At 42.9% G+C, this 19,997-nt stretch carries 18 protein-coding genes; 11 read left to right on the forward strand and 7 right to left on the reverse strand.

Going from position 1 to position 19,997, the window contains the following annotated elements:
• The first annotated feature begins 139 nt into the window (after positions 1-139).
• The gene (locus F897_RS15115; RefSeq protein ID WP_004780562.1) at positions 140-1,102 is read left to right on the forward strand and encodes an IS30 family transposase; all 963 of its coding nucleotides are present in this window, start codon (positions 140-142) and stop codon (positions 1,100-1,102) included.
• A 118-nt stretch (positions 1,103-1,220) separates the two neighbouring features.
• The gene (locus F897_RS15120) at positions 1,221-1,676 is read left to right on the forward strand and encodes a VOC family protein (protein WP_004785191.1); all 456 of its coding nucleotides are present in this window, start codon (positions 1,221-1,223) and stop codon (positions 1,674-1,676) included.
• A 52-nt stretch (positions 1,677-1,728) separates the two neighbouring features.
• Here the strand turns inward: F897_RS15120 and F897_RS15125 are convergent, their stop codons facing one another.
• The 3 genes from F897_RS15125 to F897_RS15135 form a co-directional block, all read right to left on the reverse strand.
• Positions 1,729-2,214 carry a DUF934 domain-containing protein gene (locus F897_RS15125; RefSeq protein ID WP_004785193.1) on the reverse strand — a complete coding sequence of 162 codons (486 nt, stop codon included), beginning with the start codon at positions 2,212-2,214 and terminating at the stop codon, positions 1,729-1,731.
• Positions 2,207-3,850, reverse strand: a complete 1,644-nt coding sequence (locus F897_RS15130) for a nitrite/sulfite reductase (protein WP_005237142.1) — start codon at positions 3,848-3,850, stop codon at positions 2,207-2,209. Before F897_RS15130 ends, F897_RS15125 begins: the two co-directional genes overlap by 8 nt.
• A gap of 226 nt (positions 3,851-4,076) precedes the next feature.
• Positions 4,077-5,201: a CaiB/BaiF CoA transferase family protein gene (locus F897_RS15135; RefSeq protein ID WP_004785197.1), complete on the reverse strand. Its 1,125-nt coding sequence runs from the start codon at positions 5,199-5,201 to the stop codon at positions 4,077-4,079.
• Between the two features lie 213 nt (positions 5,202-5,414).
• Here F897_RS15135 and F897_RS15140 point away from each other — a divergent pair, with 213 nt between their 5' ends.
• The 3 genes from F897_RS15140 to F897_RS15150 all read left to right on the forward strand — a co-directional run bounded on the left by F897_RS15140 (position 5,415) and on the right by F897_RS15150 (position 9,998).
• Positions 5,415-6,425, forward strand: coding sequence for an AraC family transcriptional regulator (locus F897_RS15140; RefSeq protein ID WP_004785199.1), 1,011 nt, complete (start codon positions 5,415-5,417; stop codon positions 6,423-6,425).
• A gap of 224 nt (positions 6,426-6,649) precedes the next feature.
• Positions 6,650-7,855, forward strand: coding sequence for an acetyl-CoA C-acetyltransferase (locus tag F897_RS15145; RefSeq protein WP_004785200.1), 1,206 nt, complete (start codon positions 6,650-6,652; stop codon positions 7,853-7,855).
• Positions 7,856-7,865: 10 nt separating this feature from the next.
• Positions 7,866-9,998 carry a 3-hydroxyacyl-CoA dehydrogenase NAD-binding domain-containing protein gene (locus F897_RS15150; RefSeq protein ID WP_004785203.1) on the forward strand — a complete coding sequence of 711 codons (2,133 nt, stop codon included), beginning with the start codon at positions 7,866-7,868 and terminating at the stop codon, positions 9,996-9,998.
• A 51-nt stretch (positions 9,999-10,049) separates the two neighbouring features.
• Here the strand turns inward: F897_RS15150 and F897_RS15155 are convergent, their stop codons facing one another.
• Positions 10,050-11,201, reverse strand: coding sequence for an IS4-like element ISAbe18 family transposase (locus F897_RS15155; RefSeq protein WP_005237143.1), 1,152 nt, complete (start codon positions 11,199-11,201; stop codon positions 10,050-10,052).
• 240 nt (positions 11,202-11,441) lie between these two features.
• Between F897_RS15155 and F897_RS15160 the strand changes: the two genes are divergently transcribed.
• Positions 11,442-11,795: a hypothetical protein gene (locus tag F897_RS15160; RefSeq protein ID WP_034581231.1), complete on the forward strand. Its 354-nt coding sequence runs from the start codon at positions 11,442-11,444 to the stop codon at positions 11,793-11,795.
• A gap of 54 nt (positions 11,796-11,849) precedes the next feature.
• On the opposite strand, the gene F897_RS15165 is transcribed toward F897_RS15160, so the two are convergent.
• Positions 11,850-12,287, reverse strand: a complete 438-nt coding sequence (locus tag F897_RS15165) for a GNAT family N-acetyltransferase (RefSeq protein ID WP_004785210.1) — start codon at positions 12,285-12,287, stop codon at positions 11,850-11,852.
• Positions 12,281-13,501, reverse strand: a complete 1,221-nt coding sequence (locus F897_RS15170) for a class I SAM-dependent methyltransferase (RefSeq protein WP_005237145.1) — start codon at positions 13,499-13,501, stop codon at positions 12,281-12,283. Before F897_RS15170 ends, F897_RS15165 begins: the two co-directional genes overlap by 7 nt.
• Before the next feature lie 102 nt (positions 13,502-13,603).
• On the opposite strand from F897_RS15170, the gene trhA reads away from it, so the two are divergent.
• From trhA to F897_RS15185, 3 genes are all read left to right on the forward strand, one after another.
• Positions 13,604-14,248, forward strand: a complete 645-nt coding sequence (gene trhA, locus F897_RS15175; RefSeq protein WP_004785215.1) for a PAQR family membrane homeostasis protein TrhA — start codon at positions 13,604-13,606, stop codon at positions 14,246-14,248.
• 142 nt (positions 14,249-14,390) lie between these two features.
• Positions 14,391-15,707, forward strand: coding sequence for an MFS transporter (locus tag F897_RS15180; RefSeq protein ID WP_004785216.1), 1,317 nt, complete (start codon positions 14,391-14,393; stop codon positions 15,705-15,707).
• Between the two features lie 142 nt (positions 15,708-15,849).
• Positions 15,850-16,263 (forward strand): hypothetical protein, encoded by a 414-nt coding sequence (locus F897_RS15185; RefSeq protein WP_004785218.1) that lies wholly within the window; start codon positions 15,850-15,852, stop codon positions 16,261-16,263.
• Positions 16,264-16,284: 21 nt separating this feature from the next.
• Here F897_RS15185 and F897_RS15190 read toward each other — a convergent pair whose 3' ends face one another.
• On the reverse strand, positions 16,285-17,295 hold the full coding sequence (locus F897_RS15190) for a metallophosphoesterase (protein ID WP_004785220.1): 1,011 nt from the start codon (positions 17,293-17,295) through the stop codon (positions 16,285-16,287).
• A gap of 101 nt (positions 17,296-17,396) precedes the next feature.
• On the opposite strand from F897_RS15190, the gene F897_RS15195 reads away from it, so the two are divergent.
• The gene (locus F897_RS15195; RefSeq protein ID WP_034581233.1) at positions 17,397-19,031 is read left to right on the forward strand and encodes a phospholipase D family protein; all 1,635 of its coding nucleotides are present in this window, start codon (positions 17,397-17,399) and stop codon (positions 19,029-19,031) included.
• A gap of 97 nt (positions 19,032-19,128) precedes the next feature.
• On the forward strand, positions 19,129-19,992 hold the full coding sequence (locus F897_RS15200) for an IS982 family transposase (protein ID WP_004729973.1): 864 nt from the start codon (positions 19,129-19,131) through the stop codon (positions 19,990-19,992).
• The last annotated feature ends 5 nt before the right edge of the window (positions 19,993-19,997 follow it).

Raw genomic sequence — 19,997 nt, forward strand, 5'->3', positions numbered from 1 at the left:
TTTTTTATTTTATAAATATTTCATTTTTTTATTATCTCGCAGATTCAAATACCAAGTGCGACATATTTGTAGTTAGTTGAAAAAGTTAGGTGTATTAAAATCATTAGACTTTTTTCAACTCGCAATTGGAAAGCACCCAATGAAGCAATACACCCAACTTTCTCAAGATGAAAGATACGAAATTTATGCTGCTTTGAAAAGCAAATCTTCAATCTCTACCCTTGCCAGGGAGCTTGGACGTTCTCGATCAACCCTTTATCGTGAGATCAAAAGAAATACTGGAAAACGTGGATATCGAGCTCAACAGGCAGAGAAATTTTCAAGTCAAAGACGATATCGATCCTCTTCACAAATGACGGATTTTGCTCTCGTTTATATTCGTTATCTGATTGGCTTAGATTGGTCTCCTGAGCAAATTTCAGGTGCTTTAACACAACGAGGTTGGCTTGATGTGCCTTCACATGAATGGATTTATCAGTACGTCTATCTAGATAAATCTAAAGGCGGTAAGCTCCACATTCATTTAAGACATCAAAAGAAATATCGTAAACGAGGCTATAAAAATACAGACCGTAGAGGCCAACTCGTTGATAGAACAAGTATTCACTGTCGCGATGAGGTCATCGAGAAACGTCAACGCCTAGGTGATTTTGAAGGTGATACCGTGATAGGCAAGAATCACAAGGGGGCATTATTAACTCTGGTTGAGCGCAAAAGCTTGTATGTACATATCGTTCATTTGGGACAAACTAGAACCACAACTAAAACGATCTCGTGTGCTTTAGCATGTTTGCGCAGCAGTCATGCCTACAGTGTAACCTTTGATAATGGTAAGGAGTTCTCCGAGCACCGGCGGATAACGGAAGCAGGGATAGAGACGTACTTTGCAGATCCATACAAGTCGATTCAACGAGCCAGAAATGAAAATACCAATGGTCTGATCAGGCAATATCTGCCAAAATCATCTTCGTTTGATGAAGTGTCAAATGAACAAATAGAGCAGATAGAATTTGCTCTCAATCATCGCCCTAGAAAAACACTAGGCTGGTATACGCCTAGTGAAGTTATGGCTGGTTTTTATACTGTTGCACTTGCTGCTTGAATCCGCCTCTGTCCATAAATTAAATTCTTTTAATTACATTTTCATAAAGCTTCTTTATCAATCAAATTCAGTTCAAGGCGTAAATTAAAGGGATTCAGAACAAGAAAAGGAATCCTACATGCGACTTAATCATTACCTTAATTTCCAGGGTGAGACCGAAGCTGCCTTTACCTTTTATCGTTCGGTATTTGGTGGCGAATTTTCTAGTCTAACCCGTTATGGAGATACGCCTGGGCAGCAAGGAATTGATTTATCAAATGAAGAAAAAAATCTGATTTTACATATCTCACTTCCAATTAATGAATACACAGAACTCATGGGTTCTGATATCAATGACAAACTCTGTACTGAAAATATACCAGCATTTAGTAAGGGTACTAATCACTATATTGCGATTATTTTAAGTGCCAATGAACAGGATGAAGCCAAACGACTCTATGAAGCTTTATCGGTGAATGGTCAAATCGAAATGCCTTTAGAAAAAACCTTTTGGGGTGCGCTTTATAGTGCCTTTACGGATCAATTCGGAGTGCAATGGATGATTAACTGCCTACTTGAAGAACGTGCACCCTAAGATTTAAATACAAAAAAGCCTCCAGATGGAGGCTTTTTTAGTTGAAGACGAATTAAGCTCCAGTTTGATAATTCGGTGTTGGTACTGCTGTTGAAGCTTGGTACGGATTAGTGAAATCACCCAAGCCTGCAGCTGCTTCCTGAATATCTTTACCTTCTTTAATGACAAAAGTATCGAAACCAGAACGCTTCATGTAGTTCAAGACATCTTTGAACACATCACCAGTCGCACGCAGCTCACCCTGGAAACCTTGACGGCGAAGCAATGCAGCAAATGAATAACCACGGCCATCATTAAAACCTGCAAACTCAATAAAAATCGCATCAAGTTGCTCAAGCGGAAATTCATTAGTTTCAGGTGAAGCATCAACCGTTAAGTACAATGCTTTTTTACCAGTAATATTGGCAATCTGGTCTAACTGCTCTACAGTCAGAACTACATCACCCTGTGGCAATACACCATCTTCACCAATTAGCTGGTAAGTGTTATCTGCAATTGTGCCATCTTTAGAGAGCACTTGTAGTGCGGTATTAAGCATATGCGCGCTCCTTGAATGGTTGAATGCCGACACGACGATAAGTATCGATAAACTCTTCACCATCCTGACGCAAGTCAAGATAAGTATTCAGAATTTCTTCTACGATATCCGGCACCACTTCTGCAGCAAATGATGGCCCAAGAATGTCACCAATAGAGGCATCATGATCCGCATTACCACCTAAAGTGATCTGATAGAATTCAGCGCCTTTTTTATCTACACCCAAGATACCGATGTTACCCACGTGGTGATGACCACAGGCATTCATACAACCTGAAATGTTCAGGTCCAGTTTACCCAAGTTGTAAATGGTATCCAGATCATCAAAACGGCGTGAAATTGCTTCAGAAATTGGAATGGATTTTGCATTTGCTAATGAGCAGAAGTCACCACCTGGGCAGCAGATAATGTCAGTCAAGAAGCCGATATGCGCACGTGCCAGGTTATGCTGATCCAGCGTCTGCCACAATTCAAATAAGTCTTTTTGTGGTACATCTACCAGCGCAATATTTTGCTCGTGAGTTGTACGCAGTTCACCGAAGGTGTACTTGTCTGCAAGATCTGCAATCAGGTTCATTTCTTCAGTGGTCACATCACCCGGTGCAATACCCGCACGTTTCAGTGAAATCGTGACAATACGATAACCTTTCACTTTATGTGCATTGGTATTGATATTGAACCATTGCTTAAACTTCGGATACTGGGCAAACAGTTCAGTGAAGTCTTCATCCGCATAATCTTGGTAGTCAAATGGAGTGAAGTTTTCATCCATTTTCGCCAGTGTTTCAGCATCAATCTTTAATGTCTTAACAGTATGTACAAATTCGGCTTCAACTTTTTCAGCAAAAACTTCTGGCGTTAATGCTTTTACCAGAATCTTGATACGTGCTTTGTATTTGTTGTCGCGACGGCCGTGCAGGTTATACACACGTAGTACCGCTTCAAGATAAGCAATCAGGTCTTCACGTGGCAGGAAGTCACGAATAAAACTGCCAATTACTGGCGTACGGCCCAAGCCGCCACCCACTTTAATTTTATAGCCGATCTCGCCTGCTTCATTTTTCACGATATAGACACCGATATCGTGGAATGAAGTTGCTGCACGGTCAATCTCTTCCAGCGCAGATACCGCAATCTTGAACTTACGTGGCAAGAAAGCAAATTCCGGGTGGAAAGTTGACCATTGACGGATCAATTCACAAGTTGGACGTGGATCTGCAATTTCACCTGCCACGACACCTGCATACTGGTCAGTGGTAGTATTACGGATACAGTTCCCTGAAGTCTGGATCGCGTGCATTTGCACGGTTGCCAGTTCAGCCAGCATATCAGGCACGTTCTCTAGTGCAGACCAGTTAAACTGGATATTCTGACGGGTTGAAACGTGCGCATAGCCACGATCATACTCTTTCGCCAGATCAGCCACTTTACGAAGTTGTTTAGAATTCATCAGGCCATAAGGTACCGCAATACGCAACATTGGCGCATAACGTTGTACATAAAGACCATTTTGAAGGCGGAGCGGACGGTATTCATCTTCCGTCAATTTGCCCGCTAAATAACGTTCCGTCTGGTCACGGAACTGTGCAACACGTTCATTAATCAGTTGCTGATCTAAATCAGTATATAAATACATGGCGTACAGCTAGTAGTTTCTATTATATCGTCGGCAAGGATAACGACATTGAATCTATCAATAAAATGCTTTTTATACATATTTCATAGCGATTTTATTGATAAGCCTAGCAAACTTTCAATGATATAAAGCTTTAGATCAGCTTCCTCTGATTTTTAATGTGAATGATTTATTTTTTAAATCTTTAGCAGTTTTTTTCATAAACTAAAATGAGAAGGTCGCTCAATTACCACTCTTCGGTTTCGCCTAAAGCCTGACCAATAAATTGATATCGCATAGTTGATCTTGAAAACTTGATCGGGCAAGCCAGTTGAGCTTCGGTTTGCTCCCGCTGATCCGCTTTAACTGGCACCTGCACCACCCATTCACGTTGCTGCGCCAGCTCAGAATGCAGGGCTTCATCAAGCTTTAGTACAGGTTCGACACAGAAATCTGCCTGAGAAAATAAGGCCTGCCAGTGAGATAGAGGTTGGGAACTGATTTTATCGCGAATCGCCTGTTTCACTAAAGCATGATCTTCAGGTGCGAAAGAAGCACCTTTTTCCAGAATAATCGGCAAATCCAGCAATTGTGCCAGACCTTGCATGAATTGAGGCTCCAGACTGCCTATTGATAGATAGCGATCATCCTGAGTCTGATAATAGTCATAAAAGGTACCGCCATTTAAGTAACCTGATTCTATCTGCTGATGCTGATTACCCGCCAGACTGGCAGAAGCTGCCATATTATTTAATGTCGCCGCGCAATCGGTCATGGAAATATCAATATATTGTCCCTGACCACTGCTCTGCCGCTCAATCACCGCTGCCAGAATGGCAACCAGCGCATGCATAGAGCCGCCCGCGACATCAGCAATCTGGATTCCCATTGCCGGTGGTCCGCTTTCAAGCCGGCCACTATGCCCGGCAATCCCAGATAAAGCCAAATAGTTAATGTCATGCCCAGCCCGATCTATATAAGGGCCGGTCTGACCATAACCAGTAATCGAGCAATAGATTAAGCGTGGATTGAGCGCACTGAGTGTTGGATAATCCAGGCCAAGCCGTTGCATCACACCTGGACGAAATTGTTCGACCACAATGTCATAATCTGCAATTCGGGATTTGATCTGTTCAATATGTTCGGGATTCTTTAAATCCAGTGCGACAGAATGTTTGTTTCGATTCAGATAATTATGCGTTGTGGCCTGTCCATGTGCAAAAGGTGGCATTAAACGCACCAGATCAGGACGTGTGGGTGATTCAATATGCACAACTTCTGCACCCATGTCTGCAAGATATAATGTGGCAAATGGACCGGGTAATAATGTAGAAAAATCTAATATTTTCAAACCTTTTAATGCATATGACATTGGAGTTATTACTCTATTTATATCGCTTTTTGTCTCATCATAAGAACATAAATGCCCAAAAACAATGTCATGTTCAGCCATTTACCTTGATAGTTTCGGCAATTTAACATGTAAGAAAATGGTAATTGCATTCTTGTAAATTGCCATTGATTTTTTATTTTTTGTCATTTAGGTCAAATATTAGTGAACATTAAAGAGACTGAAGGATTAAACATGAGTCGTGATACGATCAGTATCCATTTCGTCAATGCAGCCTTATACGGCGTTAAGCGCCTGGGCATGGATGTCGATACTTTATTGTCTCACGTTGGGATTGAAGCCGAGCTTCTGCATCAGCCGAAGGCCCGTATTTCGCCTGAACAATATACCCGTTTTATCAAGATGCTCTGGATGGTGACACAGGACGAACATGTCGGTTTTGACAAACAGCCGCGTCGTCTGGGCACTTTCGCGATTATGTGCCAGTTGATCATCCATGCCAAAACGCTGGGCGATGCACTCGAGCTTTCTTCACAATTTTACAAACTCTTTGGTGATGACTGGTCTGTAACCCTGGAACGTGACAAGCACGAAGCGCGTCTGGTTCCCCTGATTCCAAATTCGATGGATCCGGAACACTTTATTACCGAAAGTATGCTGATGATCTGGCATGGTCTGGCATCGTGGTTAATTGAACGTCGTCTGCCGCTGGAACGTGTACATTTCAGCTACCCGCGCCCTGCGCATGCAGATGAATACGATGCGCTGTTCTTTGCACCTGTGATGCAGTTCGATATGCCGCGTACTGAAATTACCTTTGCAGCGGATTATCTGGATTTGCCAATTCGCCAGAATGAAGAAACGCTGGAAGAATTCCTCAAAGCAGCTCCGGCTCAACTTCTAGTCAAATTTAAAAATACCAACTCGCTGACTTCTCGGATCCGTGATGTATTAAAGAGCCAGATTGGTGAAGAAATGCCGACCTTGAACGATGTCGCATCGATGCTCTACCTGTCTCCGCAAACCCTGCGTCGCCGTCTGGCTGCTGAAGGCAAGAGCTATCAGGGCGTGAAAGATGCACTGCGCCGTGATGCTGCAATTCACTTATTACTTAACCCAGATCTGACTCTGGAAGATGTCGCACAACAGGTTGGCTTTAGTGAAACCAGTACTTTCCACCGTGCTTTCAAAAAATGGACAGGGGTAACACCAGGCCTATACCGTCAGTTACACGGTTACCATTAAAAACCTTGCTATAAAATTGTATACTTGAAAAGTATCGTTTATTAAGCGCTGCAAGCCCCTAGCCCAAGCTCCAGACTTGGGCTTTTTTATGCCCGCTTTTTAATCCATCAAGACTGACCAAATTGCTCAAATGATCTGGTCCGTTCTCGTCATTGCACTTCAAGATTTAATCATTACACTCGAAGCATTAGAACAATTTCAGTAAAGCAAGAAAAGGATATTGTATGAGCGAGGCCTATATTATTGATGCCATTCGCACGCCACGCGGAAAGGGAAAAAAAGACGGATCATTACATGAAGTTAAACCAATTAGTTTACTGACTACGCTCTTAAATGAACTGAAAGAACGCCATAACCTGGATACATCTCAGGTGGATGATATTGTGCTGGGCTGTGTGACTCCAATCGGTGATCAGGGTGCAGACATTGCCAAAACTGCTGCAATTGCCGCAGGCTGGGACAATGATGTGGCTGGCGTTCAGATCAACCGTTTCTGTGCTTCGGGCCTGGAAGCTGTAAATCTGGCAGCACAAAAAGTTCGTTCAGGCTGGGAAGATCTGGTCGTTGCGGGTGGCGTTGAATCCATGTCTCGTGTTCCGATGGGTTCTGATGGCGGCCCGTGGGCTTTAGATCCTGAAACCAATATGGCTTGCGATTTTATTCCACAAGGCATCGGGGCTGACCTGATCGCGACCATTGATGGTTATAGTCGTGCAGATGTAGATCAATTCGCCGAGCAATCACAAAAGAAAGCGGCAGCAGCCCAAGCGAATGGTTATTTTGATAAATCCATTATTCCAGTGAAAGATAAAGCTGGCGTCGTGATTCTAGACAAAGATGAATTCATTAAACCGACAACAACTGCAGAAGGCTTAAGTGCATTAAAGCCAAGTTTTGCAACGATGGGCCAGATAGGCTTTGATGCCATCGCTCTACAGAAATATCCGGAAGTAGGCTCTGTAAACCATGTACACCATGCGGGTAATTCTTCAGGCATTGTGGATGGTGCAGCAATCGTATTACTTGCCTCCGAACAGGCAGTACAACAGCAAAATCTCAAGCCACGCGCCAAAGTACTGGCAACGGCGCTGGTTGGTGCCGATCCAACCATTATGCTGACTGGCCCCGCCCCGGCTGCACGTAAGGCTTTAGCCAAAGCCGGACTCACCATTGATGATATTGATCTGTTTGAAGTCAATGAAGCTTTCGCTGCTGTGGTGATGCGCTTTATCAATGAAATGAAGGTTGATCCTGCCAAAGTCAATGTCAATGGTGGTGCCATTGCCATGGGACATCCACTCGGTGCGACCGGTGCCATGATTCTAGGCACTTTACTGGATGAACTGGAACGTCAAGGTAAGAAACGTGGACTGGCCACCCTGTGTGTGGGTGGTGGTATGGGCATCGCAACCATTATTGAGTTGGTATAAGGAGATCAGCATGAGCGCAATTCAATATCAAAAAACTGAAGATTATATTGTCATTCTGACCTTTGATTCTCCAAACCAGTCCGCCAATACCATGAATGCCGACTTTCGCACGGCTCTGGAAGAAGTCGCTGCCCAGTTACAGGCAGATGAACAGATCGCCGGAATTATTTTCCGATCAGCTAAAAAGACATTCTTTGCTGGCGGTGATCTGGATGAGCTGATTCAGGCGACGCCTGAACATGCCACTGAATTCTTCAATATGATTGAAGACATGAAAGCCAAATTACGCTATATCGAAACGCGTGGCATTCCTGTGGTGGCAGCTTTAAATGGCACCGCACTCGGTGGTGGTTGGGAAATCGCTTTATGTGCCCATCATCGTATTGCCCTCAATGATGCCAAAACCAAGTTTGGTTTACCTGAAGTCACTTTAGGCTTGCTACCAGGCGGTGGTGGTATTGTCCGTATGGTTCGTCTGCTAGGCCTGCAAAATGCCTTAGCTTTGCTGATGGAAGGCAAACAGTTCGGTGTAGAAAAAGCCAAGTCTTTGGGACTGGTACATGACACAGCCGACTCACTGGATGAGTTACTAGATAAATCTATAGCTTGGATTAAACAACATCCGCAATCCCAACAGCCTTTCGATGTAAAAGGTTACAAAATTCCGGGAGGCTCTCCTTCTTCGCCTGCCGTTGCACAGATGCTGGCCATTGCTCCTGCGATGCTGCGTGATAAAACCAAGGGCTGCTATCCAGCTCCTGAAGCCATTTTATCCACTGCGGTTGAAGGCGCTCAGGTTGATGTTGATACCGCACTGAGAATTGAGTCGCGTTATTTCACCTATCTCGCTACCGGCCAGATTTCCAAGAACATGATCGGTACATTCTGGCATGGCATGAATGCCATTAAATCAGGTGCCAGTCGTCCTAAAGACTTTGCGCCATGGAAAGCCACTAAAGTAGGTATTTTGGGTGCAGGTATGATGGGTGCAGGTATTGCCTATGTCACTGCCAGCAAAGGCATTCAGGTGGTACTAAAAGATATTTCGGTCGAAGCTGCTGAAAAAGGCAAAGCCTATAGCCAGAAATTACTTGATAAAAAAGTAGCCCAAGGCCGCTTAACAGCTGAAAAATGTGACCAGATTTTAAGTCTGATTCACACCACGACAGAAGCAGCAGATTTTCAAGGCTGTGACCTGATCATTGAAGCAGTATTTGAAAATCAGGAACTCAAAGCCAAAGTTACTCAGGAAGCAGAGCAATATTTAGCATCCAACGGTGTAATGGCATCCAATACCTCGACTCTACCCATCAGTGACTTGGCTCAAGCTTCTCAAAATCAGGTGAATTTTATCGGTCTGCATTTCTTTAGCCCAGTCGACAAGATGCAACTGGTCGAGATCATTAAGGGGAAAAATACTTCAGCAGAAACACTGGCCAAGGCATTTGACTTTGTGCAGCAGATTGGCAAGCTACCGATTGTAGTGAATGACAGCCGTGGCTTCTTTACCAGTCGTGTCTTTGGAACCTTTGTACAGGAAGGTTTACGTTTGCTCGCCGAAGGGGTGCATCCAGCCCGTATTGAAATGGCTGCGCTGAAAGCAGGTATGCCGGTCGGACCACTTGCTATTCAAGATGAAGTCTCTCTGACACTTTCTGAGCATGTAGCTGCAGAAACCCGTAAGGCTCTGGCAGCACAAGGCAAAGAACGCCCAAGCACCGATGCAGATGCCGTGATTCAAACCATGATTCATGAGTTTAACCGTAAAGGCAAAGCTGCTGGTGCAGGTTTTTATGATTATCCTGAAGGTGGCAAAAAGCAGCTGTGGTCTGGCTTGGAGCATTGGTATAAAGAAGTGGATATTTCTGAACAGGAAATGATAGACCGCTTCCTGTTTGTTCAAGCGCTGGATACCGTACGCTGTCTGGAAGAAGGTGTGCTGGAGTCAGTGGTCGATGCCAATATTGGTTCAATCTTTGGAATTGGTTTTGCCGCTTGGACGGGAGGTGCAGTGCAGTTCTTGAACCAGTATGGTTTAACCAAGGCCTTGAATCGTGCTGAAATCCTAGAAAGTAAATATGGCGAACGTTTCAAAGCACCACAGTTACTCAAACAGAAAGTTGCTGAAGGTCAGCGCTTTTAAAAACTGGGTCTAAAAAAGAGGAGCTTGACTCCATTGCTGTCCCATAATTTTTCACAAAAGGAAGCTCATTTGAGCTTCCTCTTGTTTTATGGGTATTTTATCGGGTGAAAATAAAGCTTTTAAAGTTCTTCTTTCAAACAAATTCACCTGAATTATTCTGAGTAAACGTTGAACTGTCCAACCTGTTTTTCCTAAATGTTGAGCGAAACTCACCAATAAATAGGCGATCATCGCAATCCAGATTTGTGTCTGAATTGCGTTCCTGCTGCGGCCTAGAAACGCTTTTAATTTGAGATTCTGCTTAATCGCCTTAAAGAACAGCTCAACTTTCCAACGATCTTTATAAATCGTCGCAATGGTAGAGGCGGCTAAATGAAAGTTATTGCTGAGAAAGCTAAAGTGCTTGCCACTTTGCTGATCTCTATATTCAATTCTTCTTAACACTGGGGCTTTTCTTTTTAGGGCATGTGCGCTATTCAGCTGAATGGTTTCATCTTTTAGAATACCTTTGGATTCAAGCACTGGATGTTGCTGGATCACCTGATACACAGATTTAGGCCTAAAACGTGTGACAAATCCAATGTTTTGAGCAGTCAGATTTGCATACCATTGGTCATCGACATAGCCTTTATCAAAAACTACAATGCTGCCAGCAGGAAACTGGAATTTGCGGCCTTGTACCATGTCATTTTCTTTGCCATTTTCAACTGCAACAAACTCAGGAATATCATTGCTGTGATTCAATCCTATACTGAGTTTCATGCTGGCTTTTGAGTCGTGAACTTTGGCCCATTCACATAAGGAAAGTGACAGGTCAATATGACTGGCATCCAAGGAATACAAGGGATTCTTAAAGCGAAATTTATGAGCTACTTTTGAGTGTTCATAGTATTTAAGCAACTTGTAAAATAGCTGTTGATACAAGGCAGCAGGCTGCTGCTCATTGATTCGTGCCAGCGTGCTTAGGGGAATAGACTTTGCTCCGAGATGACTTAGCTTTTCCTGTTGGCACTCCAAATTGGATTGAATATCTCTCAGACTTTGCCTACAAGAGAATTGAGACATCAATATGGCAATAAACTGATTCCACCGCGAAGCCGCTCTAAATTCCTGTCCAACATGGTGTACTTTAGCAAGTTGTTCAAAATCCTGTCGCACAACAGGTTTAATTAGCTCATGAAATACGGTATTCTGATGTGACAAAATCTGAATCCTGGTCGTTAAAGTGTTTGTTTGCACTCATATTTTAACTGTTAGGACTCAGGTTTTTTTTATTTAAAGCAAACTATGGGACAGCAGTGAGCTTGACTCCTCTTTTTTTATTTCGACGCGATAAACTCTCGAAGTCTATTGCATTCAATCAATGACAGATTTTGATCTGCTTTCCAGACAATTTATGTTATAAAGTTACATGAGTTAGACATCCACGATGGGTACATGCATATGACTGATCACAGTTCACCTGAAAAATCACCTTGGGGTTGGAAAGCACTGATTATCTTCTGTATTTTAGGTGGATTATTTATGTTGTTTTTCTGGCTTGCGGTCAGCAATGAACCAGACTACATGCCAAGCCAGCAAAAGAAAGAAAATACCCAGCAGCATGCATTTAAGAATGCACCTGCGATGTCTCCAGAAGCTTTAGCCAAAGCACAGGCTGACCGTGAAGCTCGTCAGGCTACCTCTTCATCTCATCAGACTCATGAGATGAGCACGGAGGAGCATAATATGTCTGCTGAAGAACATGCACAGATGGACACTGCTAGCCATGACGAAAATACGGCTCATGGTCACTAGACAGTTCCAAGATCAAATTTAAAAAAGCGAGGTTTTCCTCGCTTTTTTATTTTTTTAGTCTTTTAAGCTGAGATACATATCTATATGTGGAATGCCGCAATCCAGATATTCTTCACCCCGCACGTCAAAACCCAAGTTCCGATAAAAGCCAATCGCATGTACCTGTGAAGAAAGCTTTACAAATTTACGTTGCTCTGCCTTGGCCTGATCAATCACAGCCCGCATGGTCTTGTAGCCGATGCCCGTACCACGTGCCGACTGTAATACAGCTACGCGACCAATACTGTGATTCTTTAATAAGCGTGCAGTCGCCACGGCTTGATCCTGTAAATAAGCCACAAAATGCGTAGAGATTGCATCCTCCTCATCCCATTCATCTTCAGGAGCAATTTGCTGTTCCTGAATAAAAACGGCTTCACGTATCACTCGGGCATCTTGGGCTAAATCATCCCAGCTGCCTGACACGATTTTAAGATTTTTATCATCTAGCATTTAGAACCAATTCCCTGCTGATCCCACTGGTCATTCAATAACAATTCCAGTGAATGTTTTTGAATTCCATACATCTCTTTTAATGCCTGAATCTGGGCGAGAACAGCCTGATCTGGCTGTTCATAATCCTTCCGCTTGGTCGCCAGAATCATTTTATTTTTACTGGTGTGTTCTAGGGCCACAAATTCAAAGACCTTGGTTTCATAACCATAAGCCTTCAGCAATAAGGCACGAATGGTATCCGTTAGCATTTCGGCTTGCTGCCCAGCATGGATGCCAAACTGCAACATTGGCGACAGCACTTTCGGACTCTGTAATTGCGGTCTTAACTCTTTATGACAACATGGAGCACACATGATGATCTGTGCGTTCAGGCGTATACCGCTATGGATCGCAAAATCAGTCGCCACATCACAAGCATGCAGAGCGATCATCACATCCAGGCGTTCCGGTTCATAGGTACGCACATCACCCTGGAAGAAATCCAATTGATTAAAACCGGATTGCTGCGCGACATTCTGACAGAATTCGACCATTTTCGGATTCAGCTCTACGCCGGTGACATAGGGCGTCTGACCATGTTTTTGCATATAGTCATACAGTGCACAGGTTAAATATCCCTTACCTGAACCGAAATCGACGATACGTAATCCTTGTTCCTGCGGCTGGATTTGAGCCAGTGCGCTGGAGAAAATCTCGACAAATTTATTAATCTGTTTCCATTTACGTGCCATGCTTGGAATGATCTGGCCTTGCTGATCGGTAATTCCTAAATGCTGTAGGAATACACTGTCCTGATCGACATAACGCTGCTTGATCCGGTCATGGCCTTGTTCTGCTTTAGCCTTTGTAGAGACTGGTTTAGCTTTACTTCTTGTCAGCATGGCCTTTTTCTTGTTTTTCTTCAGCTGCAACCCTTCCTGATCAGTAAACAGGTTAGCTTGCTTACAACAGGTCAATAATTCCGTTACTTGAGTTAAGGCTTCATTCAAAGGATAATTTTTAGTGACATCCTGAGTCTTGTATCGATAGACACAGCTCAAAACCTTCTGCTCATTGAGCGAAATGACTCTAAAGGTCATTTTCTCCAATAGTTCAAGTTCACCTTTATACTGACTCAAAATCAGACGATCAAAATGATCAGTTTCAAAGGCTTGCTGAAAAGCCTCCAAGAATTGTTGTTCCTGAACCGAGAGAGAAGTCGATGTCGACATAAGAAAAACCTGATATGAATTGCTGCTCAAGTTTAATTGTTCTTAACTTAAAAGCAAAATTGAATTATTATACAAGTGTATATTTAAACAAGAATGACAATCATGCAGAATGCTCCCCTAGTTCCAGATTATGATCACAATGAGGAACGGATTAATTACATTAGTCATGGCCTCGGTTCTGCGCTGGCTTTGATTGCCGGTATTTTATTGATTATTAAAGGCTCTTATTTGAGTACCGGACAATGGATTGGCCTTTGGGTCTATGCTTTCAGCATGACTCTGCTGTTTTCCGCTTCGATGCTCTATCATATGTCTACTGCTGCTGACCGACGCTATTTTTTCAAAAAAGTTGATCATACGGCAATTTACTACCTGATTGCAGGTACCTATACCCCGTTTCTATCGATTGCGATTCCAACAGCCAAAGCCCAGTATTTACTGATTGCCTTGTGGGTGATTGCTGTACTTGGAACACTATTCAAGTTCATTTTCATCAACCGTTTCCAGAAACTTTCTTTAGTCGCTTATCTGGTCATGGGATGGCTTGCACTACTGGTTATGGACGATATGCAGCAGTACTTAAGTGCTCAATCTTTAACCTTTCTGATCATTGGTGGCTTAGCATACACCGTAGGTGCATTGTTTTACGCTTTAAAAAGAGTAAGATATACCCACGCTATCTGGCACATTTTTGTATTGATAGGCGCAGGATCACATTTTCTGTCTATCTATCTTTACGTGATTTAATCATCTCATTTCTCCATTTCAGTGACCCTGAGCGAGTTGAAACGAGAAGATTGCAGTTGTTTTTTTAAAAAATTACGCCTTTTTTAAAAAGATTACGCTTTTAAAACTAAGTTTTTTATTTTTAGTAAGTGTAAGGTTATTCATGGCGTCTTCAGATTCTATCGCTGTAACAGAAATTACAGCAACTAATTCAAAATTTCGTGTTTTAACAGCAAGTTTAGTGGGCACTACAATCGAGTTCTTCGATTTCTATATTTATGCCACAGCTGCCGTTATTATTTTCCCTTATCTGTTCTTCCCTACAAGTACAGATCCTATGACTGCGACTATTCAGTCGCTGGCAACCTTTGCGATTGCCTTTATTGCCCGTCCAATCGGTGCTGCACTCTTTGGTCACTTAGGAGACCGGATCGGACGTAAAGCGACTCTGGTCGCTGCTTTACTGACTATGGGCCTTTCTACCGTTGCCATTGGTTTATTGCCAACTTATGCACAAATCGGTATTGCTGCGCCATTATTGCTGGCTCTTTGTCGTTTAGGCCAAGGCCTTGGTTTGGGTGGTGAATGGTCAGGTGCGGTTCTATTGGCAACTGAAAATGCGCCAGAAGGCAAACGTGCCTGGTATGGTATGTTCCCGCAACTTGGTGCACCAATTGGCTTCATTCTGGCAACAGGCTCATTCTTGACCCTTGGCGCATTCATGTCTGAAGCAGAGTTCATGCAATGGGGCTGGCGTATTCCATTTATTTCTAGTGCACTACTGGTGATTATGGGTCTATGGATTCGCTTGAAATTGCATGAAACCCCTGCATTCCAGAACGTATTGAAAAAGCAGAAAGAAGTGAATGTACCGTTCTTCGAAGTATTCAAAAAGCATTCTAAAATGCTGGTATTGGGTACCATCGCTGCGATCTGTACATTCGTAGTGTTCTACCTGACGACTGTATTCGCGTTACAATGGGGTACCAAACAGCTTGGCTATACACGTGAAGAATTCCTTCAGCTACAGTTAGTTGCAACTCTGTGCTTTGCCGCGTTCATTCCACTTTCAGCAGTTCTTGCAGAAAAATTCGGTCGTAAGACAACTTCAATCGCAGTATGTGTGGTCTCTGCTATTTTCGGTATCTTCTTTGCCGATATGCTTGAATCAGGCAGTACGCTGGTGGTGTTCTTCTTCTTATGTATCGGCCTAGCGATCATGGGTCTAACTTATGGCCCGATTGGTACCGTATTGTCTGAAATCTTCCCGACTTCAGTACGTTATACCGGTTCTGCCCTGACCTTTAACCTGGCAGGTATTTTTGGTGCATCTTTCGCGCCATTGATTGCAACAAAACTGGCAACAACTTATGGCTTGTCTGCAGTAGGTTATTACCTCACAGCAGCTTCTATCCTGTCATTGCTTGCATTCTTGCTGATCCGTGAAACTAAAAATGATGATGTAAACAATCAGATCTAAGGATCTTGACAGATTAAGTTATCTCAATCAAAGCCAGCAGTTCATGCTGGTTTTTTTATGATTTCGCAACAAAAACTTGCTACTTCTTTGCGGATATTTCGGGAACAATCCAATAAATAAAGCCAGAGAATGAGGCAGAGTGATGCAGGATCTTATTGAGCAACTTACTCAAGAACAGCTGGTAGATATTGTGATTCTGCTAGAGGATGATAAAAAACTGGAAGCCATTCGCTATATCCGGACGCATACAGCTTTAGATGAATCACAGGCGATACAGGTCATTAATGAAATTGTCCGTGAACATGATCTGGCGCTGAATCGAGACAATAAAGGCAATATTGGCCCACGGTTCACTGATGATGCAGATGAAAATATTCCAGTGGTAACTACACCTTTGGAAGTTCCAGATCATCCCAACCTGAGCATCGCCAAAGATACTGAGGTAGCTGCACAGCAAGTCGGCAAACGCGTACCCGGCCGTGAGATTGAAAAGAAAATCTGGATCACCGCAGCCGTTATTTTACTGATTATTATTGTGCTCTGGTTGCTGCTTTAGCAGCAGTAAATGAATCCTTTTTTATACCAATTCGATAATATCAATGGTTGGTGGTACGCGAAAACGAAATGGCACGCCCACCATACCCGTTCCCACAGTCACAAATACATCTGCATGTTCATGCCGGTATAGACCTTTTTTATGGCCCAGAATGGAGACCTTTTTCATCACATAATCCGTCAGCCAAGGTAACTCGACCTGTCCGCCATGCGTATGCCCAGAAAGCATCAGTGGTCGTGTTGGCAATTTCGGCACCATATCCACGGTATCTGGATTATGTGACAGAATCACCCAAGGTTTGTCTTGAGGCAGATCCGGCATTGCGCGCATATCGGTTTTTCCAGCCCAAAGATCTCCTACGCCTAACAGACGAAATTCGTCAAACTCGACAATCTGCCCTTCAATGTCCATAACCTGATTCACTTCCAGCGCATAACGAAGCAATTCCTGAATAGGCGGGCCAGGATACTGTTCATCATGATTTCCTGTCACCGAATATACTGGCGCATGAATTTCTTTCAAGACCGCCAGCTCCTGTGCCAGTTTATTTTCAGGTTCATAGGTCCAGTCCCCTGCGACCACCACCAAGTCCGGTTTCAGATGATTCAGCTTATGCACAATCTGTCTTAACTGACGTTCATGTCCGGAAAACAGACCAATATGTAAATCTGCAATCAGGGCAATCCGTACCGGCTTTTTAAGTTTCTGTTGAGGATTGATTTGATAAGGCGTGGTTTCAACCCGAATCAAATGCGGCTCGATAAAACGTGCATAACTGAGTACTGCACTAATCACGAAAATAAAAATAGACTCATGAATCGAATAGTAGCCTATCCATCCTGCATAAATACTGAAGAACACCAACGGAATCAGCAAATAGGCCAGATAGAAAGCCAGCAGGTGACAAAACGCTTTAAAGGGATGAATGGTTTCTGTACGCGACTGACTCGACCAGGCCTGATACACTGCCCAAACGGCAAGAATGGCCATGCCTAGATAAAAATAAAAAAGTACGGAACTTGTATCCCACATAGATTTGCCTTGTCGAGTCGAGGAGCTGATTAGTGGCTTTATATTTATCTTTTCATAGCTGGCAATTATACTCAATCCAAATTTTTCAGTCTTTGATGTTTATGGTAAATGCTCCCCACGCTTCCGCTCACTCAAAACCTTCTGGCTTATCAAAAGCTTACCGCTATAAAGCCAGCATTTTACTGAGCTGCAGCCTGGTACTCGGCATTCCTGCTTGCAGTACGCTGCCTCCGCAAACTGAACAACCTAGCCGGATGGCATTTGAAACGGATACCTCACAAACCAGTCTGGCCCAGATTGTTGAGCCTTTACGTCGGCAGAATATTGGCCTGACCGGTTATCACGTGCTGCCAGATCCGCTTGAAGCACTCGCTGCACGTATCCAGCTGATTAATAAAGCAGAACGTAGTCTGGACCTCCAATACTACATTTGGGACAATGACCGTATTGGTGCATTGGCCTTGCATGCCCTCATTCAGGCAGCAGACCGTGGCGTAAAAGTCCGTTTATTGATGGATGATAACAATGCCAAGAAAATGGAAGGTATTTATCTGGCGCTGGATCAGCACCAGAATATCGAAGTCAAATTGTATAACCCCTACCGTTTCCGTAAATACCGTGCCATGGATATGCTGCTGGATCTAAAACGGATCAACCGCCGCATGCATAACAAAAGCTTTATTGCCGATAATCAGATTGCTCTGATTGGCGGCCGTAATATGAGTAACCAGTATTATAACGTCAGTGACAGTTATCAGTTTTCTGATGTAGATGTGATGCTGGTCGGTGCCGCTTCTGATGAAATCATTCATTCTTTTGATGAATACTGGAATGATGATTATGCCTATCCGGTTCGGCAGATTGTCAATCCTCGCCATCACGGACTCCGTTTCCCGAGCCTGAAACAGCAGCTGGAAGAATATAGCCATGATACTGCAATCCAGAACTACCTGAATCTGGCCAATCGTTCACAGGCTTTCGATAAATGGCTGGAACACAACATTCAACTCGATTGGGTGGAAGCTGAAGTCGTCAAAGACCCGCCAAGTAAAATCAAGTCAAAGGCTAAAACTGAAGATCACTTGAACTTCCAGCTATTACAACATCTGGAAAAACCGGAAGAAAGTGTGGATATCGTGTCGGCCTATTTTGTACCGGAAAAACAGGGGGCAGAACGTCTCAAGAAACTGGCTTCAGAAGATGTCAAAGTCCGAGTACTGACCAACTCTTATAAGGCCAATGACGTGCCGCTGGTCCATGCCTTTTATGCCAAATATCGTCAGGAACTGCTAAAAAATGATGTAAAACTTTATGAGTTTTTGGCGGCTCCAGATGCCGACAATTTGAATGCCAATACTGAAGAGCTGGCACAAAAATCGAAGGTCAGCTTAAAAGGCCTGAGCCGTTCCAGCCTGCATGCTAAAATGATGGCCATTGATCAGAAACAGGTATTTATCGGCTCTTTTAATTTCGATCCGCGTTCGGCTTATCTGAATACTGAAATTGGCGTATTGCTAAATAGTCCTAATCTGGCCCGTGCGGTACATGAAACCATGGACAAAAACTTAAGCAAGTATGCCTATAAGTTGGTTCTGGATGCCAACCAGAACGTTAACTGGAAAATTCGCAATGCCAAAGGTGAAACAAAGACCTTTAAAAAAGAGCCGGGAATGAAGTGGTATCAAAAAGCCTCAATAAAATTCCTGTCGATACTCCCAATCGAAGGTTTTATGTAATGAACCTGAGTTCGACATAAAAAATAAATAAAAAAAAGCCTTAGCATCTGTAATATCTTGGTTACGAAGACAAAACATTTCAGAGCAAGGCTTTTTCATGGACTATATTACCGAATTATTTTGTATCTTGGATGATTTCTGCAAAAAGTTTAATGAATCTTTAGAGAAAGCTCTAATTTCTGATCAAAAAACAACAATGAAAAAGTCAGCTTTAAGCTTGTCTGAAGTCATGACCATTGTCATTTTATTTCATAAATCCGGGTTTAGATTTTTCAAATATTTTTATTGTCATATGATCATCCCATTTTGGAAATCAGCTTTTCCCAAGCTTCTTAGTTACAATCGTTTTATTGAAATTATGCCGCGTTGTTTGCAAGCTTTGAGTAGTTTCTTCCATCAAGTTAAAGGAGAAGATACCGGAATTTGTATTATTGATTCGACTAAATTGGTCGTTTGCCATAATCTTAGAATTAAAAGACATCGTGTATTTAAAGGCTTAGCTGGTCGTGGTAAAAGTAGCACAGGTTGGTTTTATGGATTTAAAGTCCATATTGTTATCAACAACTTGGGTGAAATTATTAATCTCAAGATTACATCGGGAAGTGTTCATGATGTTGCTGTACTTGAATCTTTAACCCAAGAGTTAAAAGGTATTTTACTGGGCGATAAAGGCTATCTGAGTAAAGCAAAAACTGAAGCTTTAGCAGCAAGGGGGCTCAGACTATTAACCCCGTCACGCAAGAATATGAAAAATAAACCCATCCAAACTGAAGAAGAAAAACAATTGCTTTGCAGAAGAGGATTGATCGAAACAGTGAATGATCAGTTAAAAAACTTACATCAAATTGACCATTCACGTCATCGTTCGGTGAATAACTTTATGGTGAATATTATGGCTGCTATAGTGGCTTATTGCTTAAATCCAAATAAGCCAACTTTCCAAAACTTGCTAAAAAGCTAAAATAT

It is taken from the genome of Acinetobacter variabilis, assembly GCF_000369625.1.
Taxonomy (GTDB): Bacteria; Pseudomonadota; Gammaproteobacteria; order Pseudomonadales; family Moraxellaceae; genus Acinetobacter; species Acinetobacter variabilis.

Bases quoted from the DNA above. Each gene is read 5' to 3' on its own strand.
- F897_RS15115 (WP_004780562.1), top strand. From the start codon at position 140: ATGAAGCAATACACCCAACTTTCTCAAGATGAAAGATACGAAATTTAT.
- F897_RS15120 (WP_004785191.1), top strand. From the start codon at position 1,221: ATGCGACTTAATCATTACCTTAATTTCCAGGGTGAGACCGAAGCTGCC.
- F897_RS15125 (WP_004785193.1), bottom strand. From the start codon at position 2,214: ATGCTTAATACCGCACTACAAGTGCTCTCTAAAGATGGCACAATTGCA.
- F897_RS15130 (WP_005237142.1), bottom strand. From the start codon at position 3,850: ATGTATTTATATACTGATTTAGATCAGCAACTGATTAATGAACGTGTT.
- F897_RS15135 (WP_004785197.1), bottom strand. From the start codon at position 5,201: ATGTCATATGCATTAAAAGGTTTGAAAATATTAGATTTTTCTACATTA.
- F897_RS15140 (WP_004785199.1), top strand. From the start codon at position 5,415: ATGAGTCGTGATACGATCAGTATCCATTTCGTCAATGCAGCCTTATAC.
- F897_RS15145 (WP_004785200.1), top strand. From the start codon at position 6,650: ATGAGCGAGGCCTATATTATTGATGCCATTCGCACGCCACGCGGAAAG.
- F897_RS15150 (WP_004785203.1), top strand. From the start codon at position 7,866: ATGAGCGCAATTCAATATCAAAAAACTGAAGATTATATTGTCATTCTG.
- F897_RS15160 (WP_034581231.1), top strand. From the start codon at position 11,442: ATGACTGATCACAGTTCACCTGAAAAATCACCTTGGGGTTGGAAAGCA.
- F897_RS15165 (WP_004785210.1), bottom strand. From the start codon at position 12,287: ATGCTAGATGATAAAAATCTTAAAATCGTGTCAGGCAGCTGGGATGAT.
- F897_RS15170 (WP_005237145.1), bottom strand. From the start codon at position 13,501: ATGTCGACATCGACTTCTCTCTCGGTTCAGGAACAACAATTCTTGGAG.
- trhA (WP_004785215.1), top strand. From the start codon at position 13,604: ATGCAGAATGCTCCCCTAGTTCCAGATTATGATCACAATGAGGAACGG.
- F897_RS15180 (WP_004785216.1), top strand. From the start codon at position 14,391: ATGGCGTCTTCAGATTCTATCGCTGTAACAGAAATTACAGCAACTAAT.
- F897_RS15185 (WP_004785218.1), top strand. From the start codon at position 15,850: ATGCAGGATCTTATTGAGCAACTTACTCAAGAACAGCTGGTAGATATT.
- F897_RS15190 (WP_004785220.1), bottom strand. From the start codon at position 17,295: ATGTGGGATACAAGTTCCGTACTTTTTTATTTTTATCTAGGCATGGCC.
- F897_RS15195 (WP_034581233.1), top strand. From the start codon at position 17,397: ATGGTAAATGCTCCCCACGCTTCCGCTCACTCAAAACCTTCTGGCTTA.
- F897_RS15200 (WP_004729973.1), top strand. From the start codon at position 19,129: ATGGACTATATTACCGAATTATTTTGTATCTTGGATGATTTCTGCAAA.